The sequence below is a fragment of the Psychrobacter sp. S1-30-MNA-CIBAN-0213 genome (assembly GCF_040309845.1).
Classification (GTDB): domain Bacteria; phylum Pseudomonadota; class Gammaproteobacteria; order Pseudomonadales; family Moraxellaceae; genus Psychrobacter.
Genome location: NZ_JBEOPE010000137.1, coordinates 1 through 250, shown reverse-complemented (window position 1 = coordinate 250; position 250 = coordinate 1). Strand labels below are relative to the sequence as shown.

The window sequence follows — 250 nt, the reverse complement described above, 5'->3', positions numbered from 1 at the left end:
ATATCGGTTGAAGTAGGCTTATAACTGTTAAAAGATGCTTTATTAGCTAAGCTCGGAATATCATCAATAAGCTCAGTCACTTGTGGCCGAAGGTGCTTCTCATACTTTTTCCAAGAATTGTCACTCTCATAAAGTTTTCGTACGCCGTAATACATATCTTCTTCAAAATAACTGTCTTGAATCCATTCATCATAATAAGCTTGCTCCCAAAACTTGGCAGGAAGTACAGTAACCTCAGCTGTTTCATCAC

1 protein-coding gene is annotated in these 250 nt (G+C 37.6%); it reads right to left on the bottom strand.

The genetic code is table 11. The annotated features are described in order from the left end of the window. A partial coding sequence (locus AAEY87_RS14245) for a hypothetical protein (RefSeq protein ID WP_350657644.1) occupies window positions 1–250 on the bottom strand: 250 nt, incomplete at both ends.